A 17,286-nucleotide genomic window follows, 5' to 3' on the forward strand; every position below is an offset into this window, starting at 1 on the left:
CCGGTCCGACTACTGTCGGGCCGGCCGGCGCAGCGGCTCAGAGCCCTTCGGCGACCGAGGCGGCGATCTTCAGCCAGGCGTCCCGGGTGGCCGAGGAGAGCCCTCCGTACCGGATCGGCTCGCCGGTGTCGATCAACCGCTCGTACGGCGCCAGCAGCACCGCCCGGGTCCGGGCCGCGAAGTGTTCCTGGATGGCCGGCAGGTCGATCTCCTTGCGGGACGGCGGCATGGACACCACCGTCACCGCCTGCCGGACCAGCCGGTGTCGGCCGCTCTGCTCCAGGTGGTCGAGCATCCGTGCGGCCGTCTCCGCCGAGTCGTTGCGCGCCGACATGGTCACCACGAGCTGATCGGTGGCGTCCATCGAGGCCTGCCAGTTCTGTGCCCGGACGTTGTTGCCGGTGTCCACGAAGATCAACTTGTAGAACCGGCTGACCACCTCCCGGATCTCGGCGAACGCCGACGCGGTGAGCATCTCGCCGCCGGTGGCCGACTCGTCCGAGGCGAGCACGTCGAACATGCCCTCGCCCTGCGAGCGGACGTACTGCGACAGGTCACCCACCCGCCCGTGGGCGCCCTGGAACTGGCCCAGGTCACGCAGCATGTCGCGCACCGTACGGGAGTGGAAGTCCTGCTGGGCGCGCATCCCGAGGGTGCCCTGGGTCTCGTTGTTGTCCCAGGCCAGCACGTACCCGCCGCGCTTCTGGCCGAAGGTCATGGCGAGCAGCAGGATTGCCACGGTCTTGCCCGCGCCACCCTTCGGGTTGACCACGGTTACCTGGCGCAGCCCGCCGAAGTTGCGGCGCACCATCTCGATGTCGCGGCGTAACTCCTGCTCGTGCCGCCCCGGCGGGAGCTTGATCAGCCCCGTTTTGTTCACCACGGCCCGTACGCCCATCGTCGCCACCGGGTCGGCCGGGCGCACCTGCCGGCGGCGGGCGAAGTCCTCGGCGGTCGGCGCGGTACCGAGGTCGGACGTCCAGCCCGTGTCCGGGTACCCGGACGGTACCCGGGTCACCCCGTCCGCCTCCTGGTACGGCGGATGCGTCGCCGGGGCAACCGGCTGCTGGCCGGGCGGGGGCCACCCCTGGGGGTACCAGCTCGGCTGCCCCGGGCCGGGCTGCCCCGGGCCGGGCTGCCCCGGCCAGGTTGTGTCCGGCGGGGCTGCCGGGCCGGGCTGTGCGGGCCAGGTTGCGCCTGGCGGGGCTGCCGGGCCGGGCTGCGGTCCCGGTCCCCACCCCGCCGAGGGTCCGGGCGCACGCGGTTCAGCCGCCGGGGGCCCGGCGGGGTACGGGTCTGCCGGCGTGCCACTGGTGGCGGATGGGTAGGGGGTCGGCGGCAGCGACCCGGGCGAGTTCATCACCGGCGGGAACGGCCCCGGCGGGTGCGCTGCGGTGCCTGCCGGACCGGGCGCGGCACCCTGGCCGGCCTCCGGCTCCGGTCTGCCCGCGTCGATGCCGCCTGGCGGGCCGCCCGCCTGCGGGGCCGGCTCCGGCGCGCCCGCGCTGGGACGCCGCGGTGGCAGGGCCCACGGGGACTCGGCCGCCCCCCGTGCCCCGCCGTGCGACTCCGGCACCGTTTCGCCGTCCGTTCCGTTCCACCCGTGGGTGCTCTTCCCGGCCAGTCCTGCCGCCGCCCCGCTTCGGGCCGCCCGCTCGGGCCCGTGCGGCGACCCGGAGTCACCCGACCCCGGTGCGCCCAGCCCGCCGCCCGGGATCGGGCCGGTGGACGCGGTCGGCCCGCCGTCGGCGGGACTCCCGCCCGAGTCCGGTTCGCCGCCCGTTGTCGGGCCGCCGCCCGTTGTCGGGCCGCCGCCCGTTGTCGGGCCGGTCACCGGGTTCGGGCCGGTCACCGTTGTCGGTCCGACCATCGCGTTCGGGGCGGTCGGCTGAGGGGAGGCCGGCCCGACCACCGGTGGGACTGCCGCCGGCGGGGCTGTCGTTGGGGGTGTCGGCTGCGGGGTCGGCCCGGCTGGGTCCACCGACCGGCCGGTCGGGGCCGGCTGCGAGGTCGGGGCCGGGTGCGCGGTGGTGGCCTGGTCCAGGGTGAAGGGCAGGTGTAGATCTACTGGCGCGGACGGCTGTTGCCCGGCCCGGGGATTCGGCGCGCCGCCCACGGACTGCGGCGTCCACGCCGTCTCCGACGGCACCGGTGCCCACCCGTTCGGTGCCCACCCGTCGGGTGCCCACCCGTCCGGTCCGTCCGGCGTCCACCCGCCCGTCCCGGCCGCGGCCCACCCGTCGGGCCCCGGCGCGCTCCGGTCGTGCCCCTGGTCGACCCCGGCCGGTCCGCCCTGCTGCCCGACGGCGGCAGGATGAGCGCCTTGCCGCCCGGCCTCGGGGTACCCGTTGGGTGGGCCGGCGGCGGCAGGGTAGGCGCCATTCGGTCCGGCCGCGGGGTGCCCGTCGGCGGGCGGATAGGTGTCCTGCTGCCACGACCCCGGTAGCGGGGCCGGCGAAGCGGTCAACGACGGGTACGCGCTCTGGACGCCCAGCCCCGGCCCGGGGGCCGGTGGCAGGGATGTCTCCTGCGGAGGTATCGGCTGGTGGGGCGCACCCGCAGCCCATGTCGGGCCGGAGCCGGCCGGCCCGGGATCGGTCGGGTCCGGCGGCCAGAGCGGCTCGATGTCCCGCTCCGTAGCCGGTTGCTGGCCGGGTACGTGGACCCGGTCGGCGTTGTCGTCCACGACGGTTCCCCCCCATTCCTCCTGCCGAGGATAGGCCCCGAGGCCGAGCCGCCGACCATCGACGCCAATCTCCGCAGGCCCCGGCCCGTGTCTCCGGAGGAGCTTCCCCCGGACACCGCCGGCGCGTCGGTTACATCATCCGGCCCGGTGGCCGTACCGGCACGTGGTCTTGCCTCGGGCCGGGCGTGTCGTCCGGCGGACGGCCGCAGACGTACGTCAGGCCGTCCAGACCGCCCAGGCCCCCGGCTCGGTCCACCAGGACCGCTTCCGGCTCAGCTCCCCCTCGACCCCGTCGTCGAGGTAGGGCACCCGCTCGTCGCGCGGGATGACGGCCACCGCGCGTCCCCGCGCCCGGCGTACCTCGAACCGCACCCGCTTCCTGCCCAACGCCGAGCGGGTCACCACGGGAACGGCCACCGCCACCTCGACCACGCCGTCCGTCGGGTCTCCGGCAGTGAGCAGGGGCAGCCCGTCGAGCCGGGCGTACCCGCCCGCGTTGCCGATGGCGCAGGCCAGCAGGGGTTCGTCGCCGGTCGAGAGCACGGCGTCGTCGACCTCGACCCGGCCCCGCCAGTGCAACGGCCGGCCGGCGTCGTCAGCGGCGCCGATCAGCGCGCCGTCCAGCGTCACCGAGCCGCCGTCGTTGCGCAGCAGATCGAGCCGCCGGGGGGTGCCGTCCAGGATCGCGGCGGCTACGGCCGCCGGGTCGCGCGGCAGCCCGAGCTGCGTGGCCAAGTCGCGCTGCCCGCCGCCCCGGGCCGGATCGAGCGGGAGTACGCCCACCGTAGGCAGGTCCGGCACCGTGCGGTTGGCGGGCAGGTCGGTGGGGCGGCGGCTGGGCGGTGGGGCGTACCGCCGGACAAGGCGGCGCACGACGGCGCGCAACTGCCCGTCGTTGGCCGTGGCCACGACCAGCCGGGTCTTCGAGTCGGGGTCGGGCCAGGTGAGCCCATCGGGGCGGGGTGGGCCGTCGAGTCGGGCCAGCACCTCGTCGATCTCCGCGTCCGAGCGGGCGGTGACCATCTCCACCCGGGCGCCCCGGGCGATCAGCGCGTCCGTGCAGGCCAGCACCGGCACCCGGGGGGTGTCGCAGCGTTCGTCGGGCTTCTTCGGGGCCGATCCGGTGTCGGACCCGGTCGCGCCGCCGCAGCAGGCGCCGCCACTGCCGCAGCCCTCGCCGGGAGCGTCCCCCCCGGAGCCGAGGGTGAGCAGCACCACGTCGTACACGAAGGAGCCTCCTGACTTCGGCGAACCCCTGCTGGTCCCGCCATGACCTCTTGTTAGCCTGACACCCCGGGCTCGCCGACCGGTCGCCACCTGGCACCCGAGCCTTCTGGAGGCGGAAAAGATGCCAGCGATCGTGCTCCTCGGCGCTCAGTGGGGCGACGAAGGCAAGGGCAAGGTTACCGACCTGCTGGGTGAGCGGGTCGACTACGTCGTGCGCTACTCCGGCGGCAACAACGCCGGCCACACCGTGATCACCCCCGACGGGCAGAAGTACGCCCTACACCTGATGCCGTCCGGTGCGCTCTCACCGAGCGCGATGATCATCATCGGCAACGGTGTGGTGGTCGACCCGAAGGTTCTGTTGACCGAGATCGACGGCCTCGCCGAACGAGGGGTGGACGTGTCCCGGCTGAGGATCTCCGGCGACGCGCACCTGATCATGCCGCACCACCGGGCCCTCGATCTGGTGGTGGAGCGGTACCTCGGCAGTTCGCGGATCGGCACCACCGGCCGGGGCATCGGTCCCGCGTACGGGGACAAGGTCGCCCGGATGGGCATCCGGCTGCAGGACCTGCTCGATCCGGGCATCCTGCGTAAGAAGCTGGAACTCGCGCTGCGCGAGAAGAACCAGATCCTGTTCAAGGTGTACAACCGCAAGGCGATCGACGTCGACGCGACCGTCGAGGAGTACCTGGCATACGCCGAGCGGCTCAAGCCGTACATCGCCGAGACCCGGGTGATGCTGTGGGACGCCCTGGATCGGGGCGAGACGGTCCTGCTGGAGGGTGCCCAGGCCACCATGCTCGACATGGACCACGGCACGTACCCCTTCGTGACGTCGTCGAACCCGACGGCGGGCGGGGCGTGCGTGGGGGCCGGCATCCCGCCGACGGCGATCAACAAGGTGATCGCGGTCAGTAAGGCGTACACCACCCGGGTCGGCTCCGGCCCGTTCCCGACCGAACTGTTCGACGAAAACGGCCAGCACCTGCGCAAGGTCGGCCACGAGTACGGCACCACGACCGGCCGGGAGCGCCGGTGCGGTTGGTTCGACGCGGTCGTCGCCCGGTACGCCTGCCGCCTCAACGGCGTCACCGACCTGGTGATCACCAAGCTGGACGTGCTCACCGGCCTGCCCAAGGTGCCGCTCTGCGTCGGGTACGAGATCAACGGCGAGCGCTTCGACGACATGCCGATGACCCAGACCGAATTTCACCACGCCACGCCGATCTACGAAGAGCACGACGGCTGGTGGGAGGACATCACCAAGGCGAGGACCGAGGCCGAGCTCCCGGAGAACGCGAGACGCTACATCGCCCGCATCGAGGAACTCTGCGGCACCCGCGTCAGCGTGGTAGGCGTAGGCCCCGGCCGCGAGGAAAACGTAACCCGCCACCCCCTCCTCCCCTAACCACCCCCACCCCACCCCGCCACCCACCCACCCACCCACCCCCACCCCACCCCCCACCCACCTCGTCGATCATGAAGTTATTGCCCGCAGTTCGGCGCGTTATTGGCAATAACTTCATGATCAACAACCAGGCGAGGCGGGGTGGGGCTGGGGTTTTCCACAGGTTGGGGTGGGTTTTCCACAGGGGGTTTCGCTGGCCGGCGTGGGCCGGGAATGTGGTCGGCGTGGATGCGATGGAGGTTGTGCGACGGGTCGCGGGGGCGCGGGACGGGGTGGTGACGCTGGCACAGGCCCGCGCCGCCGGTTTCACGACGCACGAGGTCCAGCGGTTGTGCCGGTCGGGGCGGTGGCGGGCGATCGCGCGGGGCGGCTATCTCGTGGACGCCGACCTGTACGACGGTGTCCCCCGGGCGGCCCAGATCAGGGCTGCGATGGCGTCCTTCGGTCCGGCCGCTGTCGCCGTACTCGGGACCGCCGCCGAGCTTCATCGGATCGCCGGCCTGCCTCGCACCGACGAGATTCACCTGTCCGTTCCCGGGCCGATTGCCAGGCCGGCCCGGGCCGCTCATCCCGAGGTCGTCGTTCATCAGTTGGTGATCGCGCCGAATCAGCTCGGGTTGGTCGGTGGGATCACGACGACCGGGCCGTTGCGTACCATCTCCGACCTCATGCTCCGTGCGGACCGCTACGTCGCCGTCTCCCTGCTGGACTCCGCCCTGAACCGAGGGCTCGTGGGGGCCGAGGAGTTACGCCTGGTGCCGTCCATGATCAGGGGCAAGCGGGGTGCGGTGGCAGCGCGCCGGCATCTCGAGGAGTCGGACGGCCGGGCGCAGTCGCCGTTGGAGACCCGGGCGAGGCTGCGCTGCGCCGACGGCGGCGTGCCACCCGACGTCCTCCAGTTGGAGGTCCGGGACGCCGACGGCTATCTGCTCGGCATTGGTGACCTCGGCTGGCGGGCCGCGCGCCTGATCGCCGAGGCCGACGGGCGCGGGCCCCACGGGGGGCCGCAGGCGGTCCACGCCGACCGCCGCCGCCAGAACCGGCTGATCAACGCGGGCTGGCGAATCCTGCGTTTCACCTGGTCGGACACCCTGAGCCCCGATTACATCCCCTGGACGGTCCGCCAGGCCCTCTGGCCCGCCCATCGCCTGTGATCATGAAGTTATTGCCACCGGCGCGGCGTGTCGTTGTTAATAACTTCATGATCAACAAGGTGGGGGTGGGGGGTGGGTAGAGTTCCTTCGCGTGCGGGTACTTCTTTTGGGTGGTGGGGGGCGGGAGCATGCGCTCGCCCTTGGGCTTGCCGCGGATTCGGCCGTTGAGGTTTTGATCGGGGCGCCGGGTAATCCGGGGATTGCCGGGGTGGCCGAGTTGCGGGCGGTGGATCCCGCCGACCCTGCCGCCGTGGCCGCGTTGGCCGTGGAAACCGGGGCGGACCTGGTGGTGATCGGGCCGGAGGCGCCGCTGGTCGCCGGGGTCGCCGACGCCGTGCGGGCGAAGGGCATCGCCGCGTTCGGGCCGTCCGCCGAGGCCGCCTGGCTGGAGGGCTCGAAGACGTTCGCCAAGGACGTGATGACCGCCGCCGGCGTGCCCACGGCCCGGGCGTACACCTGCACCGACGAGGCGGCCACGGCCGCCGCGCTGGACGAGTTCGGCCCGCCGTACGTGGTGAAGAACGACGGGCTGGCCGCCGGCAAGGGCGTCGTGGTGACCGACGACCGGGCTGCCGCGCTACGACACGCACAGGTGTGTGGGCGGGTCGTCGTCGAGGAGTACCTGTCCGGTCCCGAGGTCTCCCTCTTCGTGGTCACCGACGGTGAGGCGGCGGTGCCGCTGCTGCCAGCGCAGGATTTCAAGCGGGTCGGCGACGGCGACTCCGGTCCGAACACCGGCGGCATGGGGGCGTACGCGCCGCTGCCCTGGGCCCCGCCCGGCCTGGTCGACGAGGTGATGGCCGACGTCGTCCACCCCACCCTGGCCGAGATGCGCCGCCGGGGCACCCCGTTCGCCGGGTTGCTCTACGTCGGCCTGGCGATCACCGCCGCCGGCCCTCGGGTGATCGAGTTCAACGCCCGTTTCGGCGACCCGGAGACCCAGGTCGTGCTCGCCCTGCTGGAGACACCGCTCGGTGGCCTGCTGCACGCTGCCGCCACCGGCACCCTGGCCGACCACCCGCCGCTGCGCTGGCGCGACGGCGCGGCGGTGACCGTGGTCGTGGCCGCCGACAACTACCCGGGGGCCCCGCGCACCGACGACGTGATCACCGGCGCCGATCGCCCGGGCGTGATCCACGCGGGCACCGCCCGCCGGGCCGCCGACGGCGCGTTGCTCTCCGCGGGCGGCCGGGTCCTCTGCGGTACGGCCACCGGCCCCACCCTGGCCGCCGCCCGGGATGCCGCGTACGCGCTGGTCGACGGCATAGAGCTGGCCGGTTCCCACCATCGCACCGACATTGCCGCCGCGGCGGTCGACGGCCGGATCACAATTCCCCGCTGAGCAGGCAACCCCCGCCCATCGCACCTCCGTTTGACAGGTGAGGTGAGGGGGTGGCGGATTGCCTGCCGACATCGAGGGCTACCGCGAGTACGTCGCTTCGCGGCTGGACCCGTTGCGTCGCACGGCGTACCTGCTCTGCGGCGACTGGCACACGGCGGACGACCTGGTGTCGATGGCGCTGGTCCGGCTGTTGCGACACTGGCGACGGGTCTCCGCGATGGACAACCCGGACGCGTACGTCCGGCGCGTCCTGCTGCGGGTCTGGCTGGACGAGCGCCGCCGGCCGTGGCGGCGGGAGGCCGCCTGGGCGGACGTGCCGGACGGCGCGGCGCGGTCGGCGACCGACGGGGCCGCCGACCGGCTGACCATCCTCGCCCTGCTGGCCGAGTTGCCGGCCCGACGGCGGGCCGTCCTGGTGCTGCGCTATTTCTGCGACCTTTCGGTCGAGGAGACGGCCCGGGAACTGGGCTGCACCACCGGAACCGTGAAGAGTCAGGCCGCGCGGGCCATCGAGGCGCTGCGGGGCCGCCTCGTCGGCGTGCCGGCCACCCACGAGGGGGTACGCGCCGATGGATGAGATCACGTCCCAACTGCATGCCACCGCGGCTGACCCGCCGGCGACCCGGATCGACGTGGAGCACCTGATCAGCACCGAGCGGCGGCGTCGCCGGCACCGGTCTTGGGTGTGGAGCGGCATCGGCGTCGCGGCCGCCGTCGCCGCGGTGGCCGTGGTGCCAGCGCTGGTGGCAGGAGGCCCGCCCCACCCGATCAGCCTGCCGGTGCTCGGCCTGCCCACCGGGGCTCCTTCGACTCCCGTGCCCCTGTGTGCCGGGGTGAACCCGCAGACCAGCGGGCCCCTGCCGCCCCTGCAGTCGCACGACACGGTCCGTACCCGGCCGACGGAGGCAGCCGGGGCCGGGGTCGCCCGACTGACCGGGGCGCTCCGGGACGCGCTGCCGGCCCTACTGCCCAGCGGGGTGTGGATCGACCCGGCGCTGAAGGGCTGTTCCGAGCCGCAGTTCCAGTACCATCCCCGCTACCGGGAGTACACGGTGGACGGGACGGTCCGGCGGGGCGAGGAGTCCGGCGTTTTCCTGATCCGGGTGATGCCGACGCCCGCGGACGAGGCCGTGCCGAGCTGCCGGCACGCGCTCGACCCGGACAACTGCGAGGTCGTCGACTATCCGAACGGTTCGGCCGCCCTGGTCAGCAGCATGGTCGCGGGGCCGGGTCAGCGGCAGCTGTGGGTGATGCTGCTGCGGCCGGACGGCACCTCGGTGCTCGTCATCACCAGCAACTTCCGGGGTGAGCCGGGCGGCAACCGGTTGCGGACCTCGAAGACCGCCGACGAGCCCCTGCTCACCGTGGAACAGCTCGCCGCGATCGCCTGGGCACCCGGCCTGACCCTGTACCCGTGAACCGTGGGTCGGGTCGGCCGGGGCCGTCGGGACGATCGGCGGGCGTGGGTCAGAACATACCGAGGGCGGCGCCGATGACGGCCTGGGCGGTGGCGCTCAGCTTCTCGCTCTTGGCGTTCGTCGCGGTGATCGAGTACTCCACCCGGAACCGGCCGTCCCGCGTCGAAGCCACGGCGGTCAGGTAGCCGAACCGGGAGCCGGTCTTGGCCCACAGGGTCTCGCCGTTCGGCAGTCGCATGGCGGTCAGCCCGGCGCTGTACCGGGCCGGCCCGCCCTCGACGTCGTCCACCCGTGGGAGGGTGAACATCTCGGTGAGCTGCGGCTCCGGCACCACTCGGCCGTTGAACAGCGCCGTGATGAAGGTGTCCAGGTCGGCGAGGCTGGAGATGACGTTCCCGGAGGCCGGGGTGAAGGTCTGGCTCCAGGTGGTCGCGTCCACCAGCTCGGTCGCCCCGCCGCGGACCACGGCCTGGTAGCCGTGCGCGTGCGGGCCACGGATGCGCGGGTCGTCGCCCGGCGCGTACGTGTCCCGCAGGCCGAGCGGTCGGGCGATCCGCCGGTCCAGCTCCGTCTCGTACGAGTGGCCGGTGATCTTCTCGATCAGCAGGCCGGCGACGATGTAGCCCATGTTGGTGTAGTGCTGCTTCTCCCCGGGCTCGAACTCACGGCCGTTGTCCAGCCCGCGCCGGACGATCTGCTCCGGGGTCCACCGGTCGTACCGGCGGGCGAGCTGCCACTCGATGTCGTCCGGCACGATCGGGCTTGGGATGCCGCTGGTGTGGTCGATCAGCTGGCGGACGGTCACGGTCGGGTAGTCGGCGGGCAGCAGGCCGGGTAGGTATCCCTGCACCGGCCCGTTCAGGTCGACCCGCCCTTCGGCGGCGAGCTGGAGCACCAGGGCGGCGGTGAAGACCTTGGTTGCGCTGCCCACCCGGAACCGCGCGTGCGGCGGCACCGGGGCCGGGGCGCGCAGGTCCCGTACGCCGCTGGTGCCCGTCCAGCAACCCTCCGGGGTGGTGATCCGCGCCTGGGCGCTGGTCGCGTCGGCGCTGGGTAGGCCGGCGATCGCTGTCCGGAGAGGGCTGGGGTCGAGGGTGCCGGGTCGGCAGTCGGTGCCGCCCCGGCCGAGCGCCGCCGTCCCGTCGCCCACGGAGCCGGCAGTCACGGCTGAGGGGGGCACGGCGACGGAGCCGGGGGTGGAGGCGTCGGTGGTGCGCGGGGCGGCGGAGACCGTGCCGGGGGCGGTGACGGTCAGCACGGCGCCGAGCGCCATGGCGACGAGGAGGGGCGGGCGACTCGTGATCTTCATGCTGTCCAGCCTTCCAGCCGGGCGATCCCGGGGTATCCGGGAGAGTCCCCCGGCGCACCCTGGCCGTCGGCTCGGGCGAATCCCTGGTGTGCCCGATCGACGGCCGGGGGAAAGTCCCTCGGCCGTGCTGGTGGCGTGGCCGGGGTAGTGCCCGTCAGTCGTGGTAGCGGCGCAGTTCCCGGGTGAGCACCTTGCCGGTGGCATTGCGCGGAAGGTACTTCACGAAGACGACGTCCCGGGGGACGGAGAACCGGGCCAGGTAGTGCCGGACGTACTCGCGGACCGCCTCCGGGTCCAGCGTCTCGCCGGGGTGCAGGGCGAGGAAGGCGGCGAGCCGCTGACCGAACTCCGGGTCCGGCACCCCGATCACGGCCGCCTCCCGAACCTGGGGGAGCCGGGCGAGCAACTCCTCCACCTCGGACGGGAAGACGTTCTCACCGCCCGAGACGATCATGTCGTCGGCCCGCCCGTCGACGAAGAGCAGCCCGTCGCCGTTGACCCGGCCGAGGTCCCCGGTGTCCAGCAGCCCGTCGTGGCTCTCCCGGCCCGCTCCGGAGGTGTAGCCCTCGAAGAGCATCTCGTTGCCTACGAAGATCCGGCCGACCCGACCGTCGGGCACCGCCCGGCCCTCGTCGTCGAGGAGCCGGAGCCGGGTGCCGTGCGGCGGTCGGCCGGCGGTGGTGGGGGCCTGGCGCAGGTCACCGGGGGTGGCGATGGACGCCCAGGAGACCTCGGTCGAGCCGTACAGGTTGTAGAGGACGTCGCCGTAGGCGTCCATGAAGCTCAGGGCCAGCCCGCCGGGCAGCGCCGACCCGCTGACCGCGACCACCTTCAGGGGCAGTCTCCGCGCGGGTGGGGGCACCTCCATCAGCCGCTGCACCATCACCGGCACGGCGAACATGGCGTCGCAGCGTTGTGCCACCAGCGCGTCCAGCGTCGCGGCCGGGTCGAAGCGGCGGTGCAGCACGATGGTGGCCCGCAGGGCGAAGCAGACCTGGAGGGCGGCGTACCCCCAGGTGTGGAAGATCGGCGCGGCGATCAGCACGGTCTCCCGGGCACGCAGCGGGATGCGGTCGATGATGGACACCAGCGGGCCGAAGCCTTGCGGGGTGGGACGGCGGGCCCCCTTGGGGGTGCCGGTGGTGCCGGAGGTGAGCACGATGGTCCGGCCGTCGCGCGGCGGCGGCCGGAGCTCGCCGGTTGGCGCACCGGCGATCAGCTCCGCCAACCGGGCCTCGCCGACCCGCTGCGGCTCGGCGGGGAGGCCGGCGAGCCGCTCGGCGAACTCGTCGTCGTGCACCAGAACCCGTAGCGACTGCTCCTGGGCGACCGTGGTCAGCTGCGTGGCGGAGAGCCCGGTGTTGACCAGTACGGCGTCCGCGCCGAGCAGGGTGGTGGCGACCGTAGCCTCGATCAGCCCGTGGTGGTTTCGGCAGAGCAGCCCGACCCGGTCGCCGGCCTTGACGCCGAGCGCGCCGCGCAGCGACTTCGCCAGCCGCTCGGCCCGGTCCAGCAGCTCCCGATATGTCAGTGCGGTGCCCTGCTCGTCGATCACGGCGGTGCGACCCGGGTCCCGGGCGGCGGCCTGGCGCAGCTCGCCGGCCAGCCCCCAGCCCCACTTGCGGAGCGCGGCGAGTTGGGTGGCGACCCGGACCGGTGGGCCCGGGGTGAGCAGCCCGCGTCGGATCAGCGTGGCGGCGATGAACGGCAGGTCCATGCGAGGGCCTCCTGCGGCAATGCGCGAAGGGCTCCTCGTCTGGGGCTCCTCGCCGGTGGTGTCCTTCCAGTGCTGGTCGTCGGTGCGTACGGGCCGCCGTTGCCTTGCTCGCGGGCCGTACCGGGCGGCCCCGCCTCCGTCGTCGGCGCCCTCGTTGGGAGAGCGGGCGCCGACGACGGTGGGCCTCAGTGGTGGGCGGTCAGCGCACGTGCACGCCGGAGATGGCGCGGGAGATCACCAGCCGCTGGATTTCGGACGTGCCCTCGAAGATGGTGTAGATCTTCGCGTCCCGGTACCAGCGCTCGACCGGGTGATCCCGCAGGAAACCGGCCCCGCCGAGCAGTTGGACGGCCTTCTCGGTGACCGACACGGCCACCTCGCCGGCCTTGAGCTTGGACATCGAGCCCTCGCCAGCGGTGAACGGACGGTTGTTGCGCCCCATCCAGGACGCCCGCCAGACCAGCAGCCGGGCCGCGTCGATCTCCATCCTCATGTCGGCGAGCGCGAACGCGACCGCCTGGTTCTCGATGATCGGCCGGCCGAACTGGACCCGGTCCTTGGCGTAGTCGAGGGCGTACTCGTAGGCGGCCCGGGCCACGCCGAGCGCCTGCGCGCCGACGGTGGGCCGGGACAGCTCGAAGGTGCGCATCGCGGCCTGGCCCGAGGCCCGCTGGCCGGAGCGGGCCCGGTCGAGCCGTTCCAGCAGGGCCTCCCGCCCGCCGAGCAGGCAGCGGCCCGGCACCCGGACGTCGTCGAGGAAGACGTCCGCCGTGTGCGAGGCCCGCAGCCCCAGCTTGCGCAGCTTCCGGGTCCCGGTCAGCCCGGCGGTGCCCGGCGGTACGACGAACGCGGCCTGGCCGCGCGAGCCGAGCGTCGGGTCGATCGAGGCGGTGACGACGTGCACTCCGGCGATCCCGCCGTTGGTGGCGTACGCCTTCTGGCCGCGCAGCACCCACTCGTCGGTGGCCTCGTCGTAGACGGCCCGGGTGCGCATCGCCCCGACGTCGGAGCCGGCCTCCGGCTCGGTCGTGCAGAACGCCGCGACGGCGGGCGAATCGACGTCGCCGAAGCACTGCGGGACCCACTCGACGAGCTGGTCGGGGGTGCCCGCGCCGTAGATGGCGGCCACCGCCAGGGAGGTGCCGAAGATGCCCAGGCCGATGCCGGCGTCGCCCCAGAAGAGTTCTTCGCTGGCGATCGGCAGGGAGAGGCCGGTGGGGTCGGCCCAGCAGGTGGCGAGGAACTCGAAGCCGTACAGGCCGACCTTCGCCGCTTCCTGGATGACGGGCCAGGGGGTTTCTTCCCGTTCGTCCCACTCGGCGGCGGCCGGGCGCACGACGTCGGCGGCGAAGCCGTGCACCCAGTCCCGCAGGTCCCGCTGCTCTTCGTTCAGATCGAGCGAGAACTCGGCCATCTCAGGCCTTGGGCATGTCGAACAGGTTGGCAATGTTGGCGGCCAGGCCCAGGTCGCCCTTGGCCTTCAACTTGCCGGTCATGAACATCATCACCGGGTTGGCGCCGCCGGAGACGATCTTCAGGAACTCGACCGGGCCCATGGTGAGGCTCAGCTTCGGGTCGTGCTGCGGGGTCTCGTTGACCGTGCACGCGCCGTCGGCGATGACGACCTCGTAGCTGTCGGTGCCACCGTCGGGGCGACCGGTGATGTTCCAGTGGATCACCGCGTTGGTGGCACCGGCCCGGTCGGCACGGAACAGCGACGGCATCCGGCCGAAAACCTCGCTCAGGACCTTGCCGCGCAGGTCACTGGACATCACCTCGGCGATCTTGCCGTCGGGGGTGGACTTGACCAGCTGGGCGAACTCCTTCGGGCCGTAGTTGGCGAAGTTGGCCGGGTCGAAGTCAGTCATGGAGATGAACCTCTCGGGCGGGCGATTATGGTTACTGAAGCGTAACCCTACGCACGAGTAGGTATGCTCGCAAGGTGTCCAGCAGCCCCACCTTCAAGCGCCTCCCCCGGGCCGTACGCGAGCAGCAGATGCTCGACGCGGCCGTCCGGGTCTTCTCCCGACGCGGCTTCCACGCCGCCAGCATGGACGAGATCGCCGAGGACGCCGGCATCTCGAAACCGATGGTCTACGCGTACCTCGGCACCAAGGAGGAGCTCTTCGTCGCCTGCCTGCACCGCGAGGGCACCCGGATGACGAAGGCCATCGCCGGGGCCGCCGCCCCGGACCTCGCCGCCGACGAGCGGCTCTGGCGGGGGCTGCGGGCGTTCTTCGGCTTCGTCGGGGCGCACCGGGACGGCTGGGCGGTGCTCTACCGACAGGCCCGCGGCTCGCAGCCGTTCGCCGGCGAGCTGGCCGGCATGCGGGCTCGGCTGGTCGAGGTGGTCGCCGGGATGCTCGACCACGCGCTGCGCGCCCGGGGGCGCGAGGTGAGCGCAACGGACCTGGAGGTCGTCGCGTACGCCCTGGTCGGCGCGAGCGAGTCGCTGGCCGACTGGCTCGCCGACCACCCGGAGGCCGACCCGGAGAAGACCGCCACCCGGATGATGAACGTCGCCTGGCTCGGCGCCGACCAACTCCTGCGCGGCAGCACCTGGCACCCGCCGCAGCAGTAGTCCGGCGGGACCGACCGGGGCTCCCGCTACGAGCCGTCGGCGTACGCGGTGCCGTTCCTGTTCCTTATGTACTCCTTGACCGATGCGGCGGTCTGCCCGCCGACGGTGATGTACGCCGTCGCGCCGATCTGCACCGAACTCCCGCAGTGCGGGTTGGTCTCGGTGGCGGCGCGCCGATGGGAGGACGCTCAGCGCCAGGGGACGGCCAACGCCGTCCCGGACAGCGACCTGACGCCGGTCATCACCGATTCCCCGACCGCGGTCGAAACTCGGGACGTGCGGTTGTCCGCGGCCGGATCGCCGACGAAGGCAGTTCTGGCTGATTCAGCGGCTGGCTGCTGGTGGGCCGTAGGCGGTGGTGAGGGCGGCGTCGAGGTCGGCGATGAGGTCGTCTGCTGATTCAAGGCCGACTGCGAGTCGGATGAGTCCGTGGTCGCGGAACGGAGCGGCGAAGGCGATTGCTCTCGCCTCGGGATAGTGCTCGTAGGCGATGAGTGTTTCGTCGTGGCCGAGCGAGACCGCGGAGGTGATGAGCCGCAGATCGTTGACGAATCGCACGCGGTCCTCGTGCTCGCCTGCGATGGCGAAGGAGACGACGCCGCCGTAGGTGCCGTTGAACTGGGCGGCTGCGCCGGGATGGTGGGGGTCGCTGGGTAGACCGGGATACGCGATGTGAGCTATCCGGGGGTCTTGGGCGAGGAATGTGGCGAAGGCGTGGGCGTTGTCGCAGTGACGTTGCAGCCGCAGGGGCAGGGTGATGGATCCGCGCATGATGAGCCAGGCGTTGAACGGGGTGATGGCGCCGCCGATGTGGTGCATCGGACCGGACTTGATCTCGTCGATGAGGCTGCGGTCGCCGATCACGGCACCGCCCATCGCGTCGCCGTGACCGTTGATGTACTTCGTCAGCGAGTGGATGACGAGGTCTGCGCCATGGTCAAGTGGCCGCAACATGGGCGGCGGTGTGAAGGTCGAGTCGACTGTCAGCCGCGCACCGCTGGCGTGGGCGATCTGTGCCAGTGGGGCGATCTCGGCGACACGCAGATCGGGGTTGGCGATGGCCTCGGTGTGGATGAGCCGGGTGTTGGTGCGGACGGCCGTCCGCACGGCGTCAAGGTCGGTGATGTCGACGAAGTCGACCTCTATGCCGAGCTTGGCCGGCAGCAGGGAGCTGAACAGTCCAAAGACCCGCCCGTAGACAACGTTCGAGACGATCGCATGATCGCCGGGGTTGAGCAGGGCGAGGAAGGCGGCGTGCAGGGCGGCCATGCCGGTGGCGAAGGCTGCCGCTGCTTCACCGTGCTCGATCGCGGCGAGCTTCGCCTGCAGGCCGAGCTGGTTGGCGCCGGTTTCGCGGGTGTAGACAAGCGCGTCGGGATCGGAGTCGTCCAGGCTGGCCGGGTCGTGTGGGAGCCGGTAGGAGTTCGCCATCACGATCGGGGTGCGGATCGCACCTGTGGTGTCGTCCGGGCGGTTGCCGCCGTGCACGGCCCACGAATCGTCGCCAAGGGTGGCGTAGTCGCGCCTGTCTGGACGGTTGCGCGGCGCGTTCCCGGTCGCAAGGGTCGACCTGGCATCCATGTGATGCACCTTCCTGCGAGTCACGGTAGTGATGGACTGTGGCCGTTCATGGCCGCTCGCGGTGGGTCTGCCAATCGCCGATCGCAGCGAGGCGCCGCCGTTGCTGGGTCGCGGCACCGGTGTCCAGCCCGTGGTCGCGCTGTTCCAGGTGACCGATGACGCGTTCGCGGTGCTCGACGGGGCTGTGGTCGTCGTATCAAGCATGCCGAGGTCAGGCATCGACGGCCTCCGACCGCGTACCCGACCCCACGCCCGGCTCGAAGACAGCCAGCGAGAACCTCGCCGGCAGCGTGCCTGGATTGGTGTAGGAGTGCGCGACGTCACCAGGGAACGCGAGCGCATCACCAACGTCGAGGGTGAACGACTGATCAGCGACCTCAACCGTGATCGCGCCTTGGCGGACCTGCAGCAGCTCCTTGGTCCCCGGCGCGTGAGCCTCGCTCCCATGCCGGTCACCAGGCCCAAGGGTCCAGTCCCACAGTTCGACCACATCCGGTGGCTCGGTGCCAGCCATCAACACCCCGCTTCCCCCGAACTCACCACTCCACAGCACGGCGCCATCACCATGACGAGTGACCTTCACCGGCCTGGGGTGCGGCGGCTCCACCAACGCCGGCAGCCCAACACCGAGCGCATCGCTGATCCTCAGCAGCGTCCCCACGCTCGGATTGGCGGCGCCCTGCTCGACGTTGACCACCATCCGACGGCTCACTCCGGCAGCCTCCGCCAGCTGATCCAGCGTCCAGCGCCGCGACTGCCGCTCCTGCCTGATCCTGACGCCGATCGCCAACGCGAGCGCTGCGGTACCCTCATCCACAAGTGCAGTATAGTGCACGGTCGGTGCACTTCGCGTGGCGGTT

The 17,286-nt window shown here is 72.3% G+C and carries 14 protein-coding genes; 6 read left to right on the forward strand and 8 right to left on the reverse strand.

All coding sequences use genetic code 11. The features are described 5' to 3' along the window. Window positions 1-37: 37 nt before the first annotated feature. Window positions 38-1,870 (reverse strand): chromosome partitioning protein, encoded by a 1,833-nt coding sequence (locus SNR22_RS15545; RefSeq protein WP_320067468.1) that lies wholly within the window; start codon window positions 1,868-1,870, stop codon window positions 38-40. Window positions 1,871-2,902: 1,032 nt separating this feature from the next. After that, on the reverse strand, window positions 2,903-3,913 hold the full coding sequence (locus SNR22_RS15550; protein WP_320067285.1) for a hypothetical protein: 1,011 nt from the start codon (window positions 3,911-3,913) through the stop codon (window positions 2,903-2,905). 121 nt (window positions 3,914-4,034) lie between these two features. Here SNR22_RS15550 and SNR22_RS15555 point away from each other — a divergent pair, with 121 nt between their 5' ends. The 5 genes from SNR22_RS15555 to SNR22_RS15575 all read left to right on the forward strand — a co-directional run bounded on the left by SNR22_RS15555 (window position 4,035) and on the right by SNR22_RS15575 (window position 9,238). Next, entirely contained in the window at window positions 4,035-5,324 is a 1,290-nt protein-coding gene (locus SNR22_RS15555; protein ID WP_320067286.1) for an adenylosuccinate synthase, read from the forward strand. A gap of 233 nt (window positions 5,325-5,557) precedes the next feature. Next, a complete protein-coding gene (locus SNR22_RS15560; protein ID WP_320067287.1) occupies window positions 5,558-6,478 on the forward strand; it encodes a hypothetical protein in 921 nt (306 codons plus the stop codon). Window positions 6,479-6,569: 91 nt separating this feature from the next. After that, window positions 6,570-7,820, forward strand: a complete 1,251-nt coding sequence (purD, locus tag SNR22_RS15565; protein WP_320067288.1) for a phosphoribosylamine--glycine ligase — start codon at window positions 6,570-6,572, stop codon at window positions 7,818-7,820. Between the two features lie 58 nt (window positions 7,821-7,878). Next, a complete protein-coding gene (locus SNR22_RS15570) occupies window positions 7,879-8,397 on the forward strand; it encodes a SigE family RNA polymerase sigma factor (RefSeq protein ID WP_320067289.1) in 519 nt (172 codons plus the stop codon). Then, window positions 8,390-9,238, forward strand: coding sequence for a hypothetical protein (locus SNR22_RS15575; RefSeq protein ID WP_320067290.1), 849 nt, complete (start codon window positions 8,390-8,392; stop codon window positions 9,236-9,238). The genes SNR22_RS15570 and SNR22_RS15575 overlap by 8 nt, the downstream gene beginning before the upstream one ends. Window positions 9,239-9,287: 49 nt before the next feature. Here SNR22_RS15575 and SNR22_RS15580 read toward each other — a convergent pair whose 3' ends face one another. From SNR22_RS15580 to SNR22_RS15595, 4 genes are all read right to left on the reverse strand, one after another. After that, window positions 9,288-10,547 (reverse strand): serine hydrolase domain-containing protein, encoded by a 1,260-nt coding sequence (locus SNR22_RS15580; RefSeq protein ID WP_320067291.1) that lies wholly within the window; start codon window positions 10,545-10,547, stop codon window positions 9,288-9,290. A 154-nt stretch (window positions 10,548-10,701) separates the two neighbouring features. Then, window positions 10,702-12,264 (reverse strand): AMP-binding protein, encoded by a 1,563-nt coding sequence (locus SNR22_RS15585; RefSeq protein WP_320067292.1) that lies wholly within the window; start codon window positions 12,262-12,264, stop codon window positions 10,702-10,704. Between the two features lie 199 nt (window positions 12,265-12,463). Then, entirely contained in the window at window positions 12,464-13,678 is a 1,215-nt protein-coding gene (locus SNR22_RS15590; RefSeq protein ID WP_320067293.1) for an acyl-CoA dehydrogenase family protein, read from the reverse strand. 1 nt (window position 13,679) lies between these two features. Beyond that, entirely contained in the window at window positions 13,680-14,132 is a 453-nt protein-coding gene (locus SNR22_RS15595; protein WP_320067294.1) for an SCP2 sterol-binding domain-containing protein, read from the reverse strand. A 74-nt stretch (window positions 14,133-14,206) separates the two neighbouring features. Between SNR22_RS15595 and SNR22_RS15600 the strand changes: the two genes are divergently transcribed. After that, a complete protein-coding gene (locus SNR22_RS15600; RefSeq protein WP_320067295.1) occupies window positions 14,207-14,845 on the forward strand; it encodes a TetR/AcrR family transcriptional regulator in 639 nt (212 codons plus the stop codon). 324 nt (window positions 14,846-15,169) lie between these two features. Here the strand turns inward: SNR22_RS15600 and SNR22_RS15605 are convergent, their stop codons facing one another. Together SNR22_RS15605 and SNR22_RS15610 are read right to left on the reverse strand one after the other, a co-directional pair. After that, window positions 15,170-16,645, reverse strand: a complete 1,476-nt coding sequence (locus SNR22_RS15605) for a PLP-dependent aspartate aminotransferase family protein (RefSeq protein ID WP_320067296.1) — start codon at window positions 16,643-16,645, stop codon at window positions 15,170-15,172. Then, window positions 16,638-17,243, reverse strand: a complete 606-nt coding sequence (locus SNR22_RS15610) for a helix-turn-helix domain-containing protein (protein WP_320067297.1) — start codon at window positions 17,241-17,243, stop codon at window positions 16,638-16,640. Before SNR22_RS15610 ends, SNR22_RS15605 begins: the two co-directional genes overlap by 8 nt. Window positions 17,244-17,286: the final 43 nt, after the last annotated feature.

This window comes from Micromonospora sp. RTGN7 (genome assembly GCF_033804645.1).
Classification (GTDB): domain Bacteria; phylum Actinomycetota; class Actinomycetes; order Mycobacteriales; family Micromonosporaceae; genus Micromonospora.

What these genes read in the sequence shown, in the direction of transcription:
- SNR22_RS15545 (WP_320067468.1), bottom strand. Translation starts at nt 1,870, where the DNA reads ATGGTCGGACCGACAACGGTGACCGGCCCGAACCCGGTGACCGGCCCG.
- SNR22_RS15575 (WP_320067290.1), top strand. Translation starts at nt 8,390, where the DNA reads ATGGATGAGATCACGTCCCAACTGCATGCCACCGCGGCTGACCCGCCG.
- SNR22_RS15555 (WP_320067286.1), top strand. Translation starts at nt 4,035, where the DNA reads ATGCCAGCGATCGTGCTCCTCGGCGCTCAGTGGGGCGACGAAGGCAAG.
- SNR22_RS15580 (WP_320067291.1), bottom strand. Translation starts at nt 10,547, where the DNA reads ATGAAGATCACGAGTCGCCCGCCCCTCCTCGTCGCCATGGCGCTCGGC.
- SNR22_RS15590 (WP_320067293.1), bottom strand. Translation starts at nt 13,678, where the DNA reads ATGGCCGAGTTCTCGCTCGATCTGAACGAAGAGCAGCGGGACCTGCGG.
- SNR22_RS15605 (WP_320067296.1), bottom strand. Translation starts at nt 16,645, where the DNA reads ATGCCTGACCTCGGCATGCTTGATACGACGACCACAGCCCCGTCGAGC.
- SNR22_RS15560 (WP_320067287.1), top strand. Translation starts at nt 5,558, where the DNA reads ATGGAGGTTGTGCGACGGGTCGCGGGGGCGCGGGACGGGGTGGTGACG.
- SNR22_RS15585 (WP_320067292.1), bottom strand. Translation starts at nt 12,264, where the DNA reads ATGGACCTGCCGTTCATCGCCGCCACGCTGATCCGACGCGGGCTGCTC.
- SNR22_RS15595 (WP_320067294.1), bottom strand. Translation starts at nt 14,132, where the DNA reads ATGACTGACTTCGACCCGGCCAACTTCGCCAACTACGGCCCGAAGGAG.